Source organism: Corynebacterium sp. MSK150, assembly GCF_030229215.1.
GTDB lineage: Bacteria > Actinomycetota > Actinomycetes > Mycobacteriales > Mycobacteriaceae > Corynebacterium.
In genome coordinates, this window is record NZ_JASPHM010000004.1 from 143,569 (window position 1) to 152,777 (window position 9,209).

The 9,209-nt window shown below is 60.3% G+C and carries 9 protein-coding genes; 8 read left to right on the forward strand and 1 reads right to left on the reverse strand.

What is annotated here, in order from left to right; genetic code table 11:
- Genes QP941_RS04165 through amaP form a run of 4 tightly spaced genes read left to right on the forward strand, consistent with a single transcriptional unit; the run spans position 1 to position 2,287 of the window.
- Entirely contained in the window at positions 1-195 is a 195-nt protein-coding gene (locus QP941_RS04165) for a hypothetical protein (RefSeq protein ID WP_005322852.1), read from the forward strand.
- Entirely contained in the window at positions 195-1,160 is a 966-nt protein-coding gene (locus tag QP941_RS04170; RefSeq protein ID WP_284868101.1) for an Asp23/Gls24 family envelope stress response protein, read from the forward strand. The genes QP941_RS04165 and QP941_RS04170 overlap by 1 nt, the downstream gene beginning before the upstream one ends.
- A complete protein-coding gene (locus tag QP941_RS04175) occupies positions 1,153-1,719 on the forward strand; it encodes a DUF6286 domain-containing protein (RefSeq protein WP_005327992.1) in 567 nt (188 codons plus the stop codon). The genes QP941_RS04170 and QP941_RS04175 overlap by 8 nt, the downstream gene beginning before the upstream one ends.
- The gene (amaP, locus tag QP941_RS04180; RefSeq protein WP_284868102.1) at positions 1,712-2,287 is read left to right on the forward strand and encodes an alkaline shock response membrane anchor protein AmaP; all 576 of its coding nucleotides are present in this window, start codon (positions 1,712-1,714) and stop codon (positions 2,285-2,287) included. Before QP941_RS04175 ends, amaP begins: the two co-directional genes overlap by 8 nt.
- Here the strand turns inward: amaP and QP941_RS04185 are convergent.
- Positions 2,276-2,974, reverse strand: a complete 699-nt coding sequence (locus tag QP941_RS04185; RefSeq protein WP_284868103.1) for a hypothetical protein — start codon at positions 2,972-2,974, stop codon at positions 2,276-2,278. The two genes, amaP and QP941_RS04185, sit on opposite strands and share 12 nt — an antisense overlap.
- A 331-nt stretch (positions 2,975-3,305) precedes the next feature.
- Between QP941_RS04185 and QP941_RS04190 the strand changes: the two genes are divergently transcribed.
- From QP941_RS04190 to QP941_RS04205, 4 genes are all read left to right on the forward strand, one after another.
- The gene (locus tag QP941_RS04190) at positions 3,306-4,289 is read left to right on the forward strand and encodes an ABC transporter permease (RefSeq protein WP_023020541.1); all 984 of its coding nucleotides are present in this window, start codon (positions 3,306-3,308) and stop codon (positions 4,287-4,289) included.
- The gene (locus tag QP941_RS04195; protein ID WP_284836626.1) at positions 4,290-5,282 is read left to right on the forward strand and encodes an ABC transporter permease; all 993 of its coding nucleotides are present in this window, start codon (positions 4,290-4,292) and stop codon (positions 5,280-5,282) included.
- Positions 5,279-7,183, forward strand: a complete 1,905-nt coding sequence (locus QP941_RS04200) for a dipeptide ABC transporter ATP-binding protein (protein ID WP_284868104.1) — start codon at positions 5,279-5,281, stop codon at positions 7,181-7,183. Before QP941_RS04195 ends, QP941_RS04200 begins: the two co-directional genes overlap by 4 nt.
- A gap of 111 nt (positions 7,184-7,294) precedes the next feature.
- A complete protein-coding gene (locus QP941_RS04205; RefSeq protein WP_284868105.1) occupies positions 7,295-8,989 on the forward strand; it encodes an ABC transporter family substrate-binding protein in 1,695 nt (564 codons plus the stop codon).
- Positions 8,990-9,209: the final 220 nt, after the last annotated feature.

The following is a 9,209-nucleotide window of genomic DNA, read 5'->3' on the forward strand; positions in this document are numbered from 1 at the left end:
ATGAAGAATTACACCACTTTGGGCATCATTTCCGGCCTTATTCTTGCCTTCTTCTTGTACCTAGGCTGGGGTCCTACTTTGCTCGCGGTACTTCTTGCCGCAATCGGCGGCATTGTGGGTGCACACTTTGATGGCCGTATCGATCTCACTTCTGTGTGGAATGGCCTCATTGGTAAGGAGAAAGGCCAAGGTTAATGACAGATAGTTCCACTCAGGGCCACACGCGTATCTCGCTGCGGACCATGGAACACATCGTTGCCGCCGCGATTGCTAGCGTGCCCGGCACCAAGGCTATAGAGGCCAAGCTAGCGGGCATCGGCGGCCGCGGTTTTCCACGGGTCTCGGTCCAAATGGACCCAGAGCGCGAGGTAGCAGCCGTCAACGCCACCATTGGCGTGGTGTGGCCTTCGCCGGTCACCACGGTGGCGGAACATACTCGTGCCGCCATCTCGGAAGCCATCGCGGCGCACACCGGTTATTCCACCACGCGCGTCAACGTCACCGTCGGCGGTTCCGTTCCGGGCAATCGAGTAACTGCCGCAGAGGTGGAACAGCGCCAAGTCGCTGCTGCCGTCGCGCCCCACATCACGCCCTCGCCGGTATGGCAGCCGGTCACTGCGGAGTCGGTGAATGTACGCAGCATTGCCACACCGCAGGAGGCACCGGTGCGCACCATCGCCGCCCCGGCCACCGGTGTCGCGGTGCGGTCCGTGGACACCCCGCGCGAGGCCGAGGTACGCAACATTTCCGCTGACCTCCCAGACCACGAGCTGCGTGAGATTTCGTCCCCAAGCGACCATACGGTGCGGCCGATTAGGGAACCCAAACCGGTCCGCGTGCACAGCGTGGCTGCGCCTCGCCCAGCCAGGTTGATCCCTAGTGGGCAGGTTCGTCCACTGGCACGAAAGGTTCAGGTAGCAACTCCTCGGCCGCAGCCGCTGCGCGAGATTGAGATTCGCCACGAGTGGACTCCGCGCCGCGTCGAGGCCCCCAAGTCTGCTCCTGCGCGCACGGTAAAGGCCCCGCGGCCACAACCGTTCAAGCGCATTGAGGTCACGCCGGCGAATCCTCGGCCGGTGCACGTCGATGCGCCGCGACCCGAGCCGTTGCGCGCCATTTCCATTAACCCGTACCGCCCACAAGGAGGCAATAATGGCTGATCAGCACATGCCTGAACACTTTGGGCAGCAGCCGAAGGCGTCTCCGGCGGCGCGTACTTGGGCCGTGATCCTTGGGCTCCTGCTGCTCGCCGCGGGCGTCGTCGGCGTGCGCGAGACGTGGCTGGTGGGATCCGGTTCCGACGCGCAGTCCTGGGTACAGCCGGTGCTTAATCTCATTGCTACTGAAGAGCTGCAGACCTGGATGATCTGGGCCGGCGTCGCCTCCATCGTCGTAGGCCTAATTTTCCTCTTCGCGGCAGTGAAGACGCGCCGCACCACGCACATGCAACTTGCCTCCGATACCGCGTCCATGTGGATGCGGCCGGTGGATATCGCCCGCCTCTCTTCGGCCACTGCTCGCCGCGTTCCGGGCGTGGCCTCGGCGCAGACCTCCGCGGATAGCAAGACGGCCAAGGTCACCGTCAATGGCGATACGGACGATGCGGAGCTGCAGGGCCGGGTGGAGACGGCAGTTACGCGCTGCCTGGCTCACCTCAAGAACCCACCGCAGGTCACCGTGGCTGTAGAGAAGATTCCGGAGTTGGATAACAATGTCTAGAAAACTTGCTACCTTGGACCGCATCCTGCTGGGCCTGCTGGGAATCATCCTCATCGCTTTGGGCGTGTGGCCCATCTTGATCCATTTCAACGTGGAATTTGCCAAGTACTTAGCCCTGTGGGTGGACCACGATGCGTGGAAGAGCTTGGCGGACAATGACTGGTGGGTGTGGGCGCTGGCCGGTGGCTCCGCACTGCTACTTATTTTGGGCCTGTGGATTGTCGTGGCCAACCTGCGCCACCGCCGCTTCAATAACGTGGAGTCCGCTTCTTCCAATGACAAGGGCTCTATCACGACGTCGATGAACGCTATCGCCGGCGCCGTGGCCCAAGATTTGGATGGGGTCAAGGGCGTGGACCATGTAGAGCGCCTCGTGGCCTATGACCGCGCGCGGCCCACGCTGCAGTACACGGTGACGGCAAATCCGGACACCCCGGTGGAGCGCCTTACTGGCGCCGTTGAAACCAATGAGCGCGATTTTCGGGCAGCGTTTCCCGACGCCGATTTGGACACCATTTACAAGCTGCAGTTCAGCAAGGTAGGTCCGATGAAGGACCTATCCGAATAACGGGTTAGGAGTCTCCGCCACCAAGATTTCCTGAACGGCCCCAAGGTGGGCCGAGTCGCCGCCCCCGAGGATCATTTCTAGTTCCTCGCCGGGGCGGCATTTTTCTATGCGCTGCCACGAGTAGTCCTGGCGAGTTACGCGGCGGTTTTCCTTAGCAAATAGGTGCAGCCCATGATCGAGCACACCGATGGCCGCTGCGAAGCGAAGAATGAAGACGAAATCACCCAAATCCTGCCGCTTTAGGCCATTGAGGTCTGGGCGCTCGACACTCAGCCGCATGAGACTTGAGACCACGCCAAAGCGGTGTTCAAAGCCCTCGGTATCCCGGATGGTAAATGGGCGGCCAGGGCCCGTAGAGCGAATGGACTCATAGGCCCACACCACGGGCTGGGTATCGGGGCGGCGCACGATGATGTGGGTGGGGGTGGCGGTGATGCGGTAGGTGGGGGCGTCGGCAAGCACGAGCCATTCCCCTGCCGCAATGCGGCCGCCCTCCAGGGGAAGCAAGGGCGGGTGCACGCCCGCCTGGCGCTCCAATTCCGCAACGAGTTCGGCGTCGGTGGCGCCCCATCCAATGCCCTGATTAGCCAGCATGGCAAAGAAAGTGGGAAGGCTGAGGTCAGGCTGCCCCTCCCAGGCGCGGCGGAGGGACTCAAGCGTGGGATCGATGCGGGTGGGGTCATCCATATCCGCCAAGATTACCCAGCACCCGCGCCGGCCAGACAGCCGGGGCCGAGTGAAAACTTTCACCCCCGAGTTAATTTCATTCAATTAAATAAATACTATAAGTGTTCAACAATCTCGAGTCACATATCGCCTGCTCACGATGTATTTATTGCAGATTTTTCTGCCCTAGCTACGTTCAGTAATACCTGTCGTATTATTGGGGATTTATGTCACGGGGTGGATTTGATTGTGTTCTGAATAACATATTATTAGATTAGTCACATACAACGATTCGCTCGTTGGATACACCTTCGCACCACGTTTCCTGCTTAACCGCGCACGGAGAATCTCTATGACTAAATATCTGATCAAAAAGACCTTGGGCTGGTTACTCATGATCTTTTTGGCTACCAACCTCGCCTATCTCTTGGCGGCCAGCTTCCTGGACCCACGGTCCAACTACACCGGCCGCCGACCACCGCTTTCACCGGAGGAAATCAATAGCCTCCTCGAGCCCTATAACCTCAGCCCCGATACCCCACTTGTGCAACGCTGGTGGACCTGGCTAACCAATATCCTCACCAAATGGGACTGGGGCCAATCCCCGGTGGGCGAGGTGGTGAATTCAGAAATTAGCTACCGCATCTGGGTTTCCGCGCAGCTGCTCTTACTCTCCACCATTTTGTCCATTCTCATCGGCGTGGCCGTGGGCGTTTACACCGCTTCGCGCCAGTACAAGACCGGCGACCGCATCTGGCAGGGCATCTCCATCATCGCGATGAACACCCACGTGGTGGTGGCGTCCATCGCCGTGGTGTGGGGCGCACTGAAAATCAACGAGCTCAGCGGCAAGAAGATTTTCTATGTGGTCGGCTCCCATTCGCTGGACGTGGAAGGTTTCTTTCCCAAGCTGGTAGACTCCGCTCAGCACTTGATTCTTCCCACCATTTCACTGGTCTTCATTAGCTACGCCAGCTATCACATGACCCAGCGCACCTTGCTGCTGGATAACTTGGATGCGGACTATGTGCGCACCGCCCGCGCTAAGGGCTTGACCCGCCAACAGGCGATTCGCAAGCACGCACTGCGCACCTCCATCATCCCGGTGGCAACCTCGGTGGCTTTTTCCATCCCGGGCATCTTCACCGGTGCGGTGATGACCGAGCGCATCTTTGGCTGGAACGGCATGGGCCAGTACTTCATCGAGACCATTAGCAAGAACGACGTCAACGGTGCAGCGGCTGTCGCTGCCTTTGGCGCCGCCATGACGGCCATCTCCGCGGTATTGGCGGACCTGGTTGTCGTCGCGCTTGATCCACGAGTGAGGGTGAGCTAAATGACCCCATCTAAAGACCGCAACTATTTCAAGCAGGAACCCCGCGGGGAAATCACCACACACAGCGAGGTCACTACGGGAGACCCCTTCTCCCCCGCCGAGGCTGAGCAGGTAGCCACCCTGGAGCAGATGCCCCGTGGCACCTCGCGCTACAAGCTGTACCTGCGCCGCTTCTTCCGCAATAAGCTGGCCACCTTGGGTCTTATCATCTTGGCTTTCTTGGTCCTTGCGGCGCTTTTTGGCGGCTTCTTTGCCAAGTGGGACTACACCGAGCCGGACTTCCTTGCGCTGTCGGAGCCGCCGAGCCCCGAGCACTGGTTTGGCACGAATGACACCGGCAATGACCTCTATGCCCAGACCATTCACGGTTTAGGCAGGTCCCTGACCATCGCCATCGTGGTGTCACTGGCCACCTTGGTCATCTCCGCGTTCATCGGATCCGCTGCAGCCTTGTGGGGAGGCATCGCCGAAAAGGCGGTGCTGGCCGTCATTCACTTCCTGCTGTCCATCCCTACCTTCCTGCTCATCGCACTGGTAGTGGCGGATTCCGGCGGCGACTGGAAGCTACTTATCGTCGTACTCATCCTCTTTGGCTGGATGTACCAGGCCCGCGTGATTTGGTCGCTGGCGCTTACGGTGCGCGAGCAAGACTACGTCCGCGCGGCGAGCTACATGGGCGTGTCCAAGCTGCGCACCATCGTGCGCCACGTCATTCCCAATATTGGTTCGCTACTCATCATCCAGTTCGTCTTCGGCGTGGTGGGCACCGTGGGCTCCGAGACAGCCCTGTCCTTCCTGGGGTTGGGCGTCAAGCTTCCCGACGTCTCCCTCGGCACCCTCCTGCAGGGCGGCACCGCCGCCGTGCAATCCTCCCCGTGGCTGTTCTACTTCCCTGCCGCAACCCTGACCTTGCTCACCGTGTCCATGGCTTTTATTGGCGATGGCCTGCGCGATGCGCTCGACCCCAACTCGAATTCCGGAGGTAAAGCATGACCTCGCCCGTCTTATCCGTCACAGACCTGCGCGTAAACTTCCCATCCGAAGCCGGATCCGTCTCCGCGGTCCGTGGCGTGGATTTTGATCTCTACCCTGGCCGCACGCTCGGCATCGTGGGCGAATCCGGTTCCGGTAAGTCCGTGACCTCCATGTCCATCATGGGGCTTTTGCCGGACTACGCGAAGATCACCGGGTCTGTAAAGTTCGACGGCCGCGAGCTGCTCGGTCTCAGCGACAAGCAGATGTCCGAGATCCGCGGCAACGGCATAGGCATGATCTTTCAGGATCCGCTCTCCGCGCTCACCCCGGTCTTCGATATTGGATCGCAGTTGGTGGAAGCAATTCAGGCCCATAGGGACGTCGGCAAGAAGCAGGCCCTCAAAGAGGCCACGGAGCTGCTCGACCTCGTGGGCATCCCCGACCCGCACCTGCGCCTGAAGTCCTTCCCGCACGAGTTCTCGGGCGGCATGCGCCAGCGCGTGGTCATTGCCATCGCAATCGCCAATAATCCGCGCGTGCTCATCGCCGATGAGCCCACGACCGCGCTGGATGTAACCATTCAGGCGCAGATTCTGGACGTCATTAAGCTCGCCCAGCGCGAAACCGGCGCCGCCACCATCATGATTACCCACGATATGGGCGTGGTGGCAGAAACGGCCGATGATGTCATGGTCATGTACGCCGGCCGGCCCGTGGAACGCGGTGATGTGGATACCATTTTCTCCCAACCCCGCATGCCCTATACCGTGGGCCTGCTCGGCTCCACGCCCCGCCCGGACGTGTCAGCAGAAGAGCCGCTCACGCCCATCGTGGGCAGCCCGCCGGTGCTGGTGGACCTCAAGCAGCGCTGCCAATTTGCCCCGCGCTGCCCCGTAGCGCAGCCCGCCTGCTCCGACGGCGAGCCGCCGCTTATCCCGCTTGACGACGCCCCCTCGCACCAAAGCGCCTGCCTGCGCGCGCCCGAGATCCACGACCGCAAAATCGGCGGCGAGCTCATGTTCACACCCCCGCAGCTCGCGGAGGACGTCATGGCCGGTATCCCCCGCGAGGAGCGCCCCACCACCCTGGAGGTCACGGACCTGCGCAAGGAATTCCCGCTCACCAAGGGTGCGCTGGTCAAGCGCCGCGTAGGCACGGTCAAGGCAGTGGACGGCCTCACCTTTGATATTCGCAAGGGCGAATGCATGGCCATCGTGGGCGAGTCCGGCTGCGGCAAGACCACCACCCTGCTGGAAATCATGGACTTAAAGCCCGAAAACGGCGCAGTCGTGCTCAACGGGAAGGACGCGGCCGGGATGAGCAATTCCGAGCGCCGCGAGGCCCGCAAGGACATCCAGATTGTCTTCCAGGACCCGATGAGCTCCCTCAACCCGCGCTTGACCGTGCGCGAGGTCATCGCCGAACCACTCAACTCCCTAGGCTACGACGGCGACGTGGACGCCCGCGTGAACGAGCTCATGGGCCTTGTCGGTTTGGACTCCTCTCAGCTGGATCGCTTCCCCAGCCACTTTTCCGGCGGCCAACGCCAGCGCATCGGCCTCGCCCGCGCGCTGGCCACGAACCCTTCGGTGTTGGTGTTGGACGAGCCCGTCTCCGCGCTCGACGTCTCCATCCAGGCTGGCGTCATCAACCTGCTCGAAGATCTCAAACGAAAGCTGGGCCTGTCCTACCTTTTCGTCGCCCATGACCTGTCCGTGGTGCGCCACCTTTCAGACCGGGTGGCCGTCATGTACAAGGGCTCATTTGTAGAGTCCGGGCCAACCGATGACATCTTCGAAAACCCCCAAGCGGACTACACCAAGAAGCTCCTGGATGCCATTCCGATTCCGGATCCGGAGGCTGCCCGCAGGCGACGCAACCCCGGTCCAGCGAATGCCTCACCAATTTCCCAAAAGTGACCCGCTACACAGCGCGCGTTATATATAGTAAACCTCACACCTGAATTGCTGTGGCAGCTTAACCCGCTACCGCAACCTTCACTTTCCTCTCACTCAAGGAGAAACCCCACCATGAAAAAGTTCACCCGCTTCCGGATTGCTACCGTAGCTACCCTCTCCGCCGCAGCCCTCGCCCTCACCGGCTGCGCCGCCAACTCGGACGACGACTCCTCCAAGGCAGTCGGCGGCCTCGACATCGAGGTTAATCCGGCCGGCGACTACAACGAAAAGTCCCGCGACGAGCTCAAGGACGACGGCGAGCTCACCCTCGCCCTCAACGAACTCACTGAGCAGCAAAACATGTTCCACGCCAACATGACCACCGATACCCGTTCGGTCTGGGGCTGGTACAACCCACAGCTTGCACTGTACGACGGCGAGGGAAACTACACCCCAAACCCCGACTACATCGATGATGTCAAGGAAGATAAGAAGGGCGAGAACACCGTCGTCACCTTCAAGGTCAACAAGGATGCCACCTTCAACGATGGCACGCCCATTGACTGGAATGCCTTTGAAAATACCTGGCGCTTCAACAACGGCAAGGATGAAGACGTCCAGGTAAACGCCACCGATGGCTTTGAGCGCATTACCTCTGTGGAGAAGGGCGCTACCGACAAGGATGTCGTTGTCACTTTCGACGGCCCCTACCCGTGGTGGCAGGGCCTCTTCAACGAGCTTCTCCACCCCGCCATCGATAGCCCAGAAAAATTCGACAAGGCGTATCTGGGCAAGCTGAACCCGCAGTACGGCGCTGGCCCGTTCAAGGTAGACAACGTGGACTTCAAGGGTGGCACCCTTACCCTCGTGCCCAACGAGAAGTGGTGGGGCGATAAGCCGAAGCTGAAGAAGGTTAGCTACCGCGTTATGGAATCCCAGGCCACCATCAACGCCTTCCAAGCCGGCGAAATCGACGCCGCCGGTGTGGCCGACAAGAACAGCCTCACCATCGCTGGCGAGATGGGCGATGCCATCGATGTCCGTGCCGCACTGCGCCCCGCCAACGTCATCTTCACCCTCAATTCCAAGGCACCACAGCTCAAGGACGAGGACGTACGCCACGCCGTCTTCTCCGCCATCGACCGCGATCAGCTGGCCGAAATCCGCTACAACGGCCTGGGCTACGAAGAAGAGATGCCGGGCTCCCTTACCCTCTACTCCACTCAGGAGGGCTACAAGGACAATATCAAGGACGTCATCAAGTTCGATCCCGAGCAGTCCAAGAAGCTGCTAGAAGACGCCGGCTACCAGCAAGGCGACGATGGTATATACGCTAAGGACGGCGAAAAGCTCTCCCTGCGCTATATCCTCATCGGTGACGATGAAGTGTCAAAGTCCCTCGCCGCAGCAGTGCAGAAGATGCTCAAGGACGTCGGCGTTGACCTCAAGATTGAAGAGCGCCCTTCGTCCGAGTTCTCCAAGGTAACCTCGGAGCGAGATTTCGACCTCTTCCTTTCCGCGTTTACCTCCTCTGACCCGTTTGGCGTCGCTTACTTTGGCCAGACCTACGCCAGCGATTCCACGCTGAACATGTCGAGCACCGGCACCAAGGAATTCGATAAGAAGATTGAGGAGCTGCAGAACCTGCCAACCAAGGACGAGCAGATCGACCGCGTCAATGAACTCGAGTCGGAGGCCTTTGGTCACTACGGCATCCTCCCCTTCGCCAACGGCCCACAGATGGTCGGTGTGAAGAAGGGCCTAGCTAACTATGGCGCTAACGGCTTCGCCGTCCTTCCCAAGGAAGATATCGGCTGGGAGAAGTAAAAGCACTACAAGCTTCTAGCGCACTACGCTCAAGCCTCCCGCGGCAAACCCAACAGGCTAAGCCGCGGGAGGCTTTCTTCTGCCCGCAAAAGTCCACGCAGGCGGCATCAACTACTCGCGGTAGCTCTGCGCGCACCTCCGGTGGGGCGGATTCTAGGGGTCGTTGCAACGATGATGGTTAGTTTGGTTTGATGCTACCGGTTTGTGTGAGGGCGTTGGT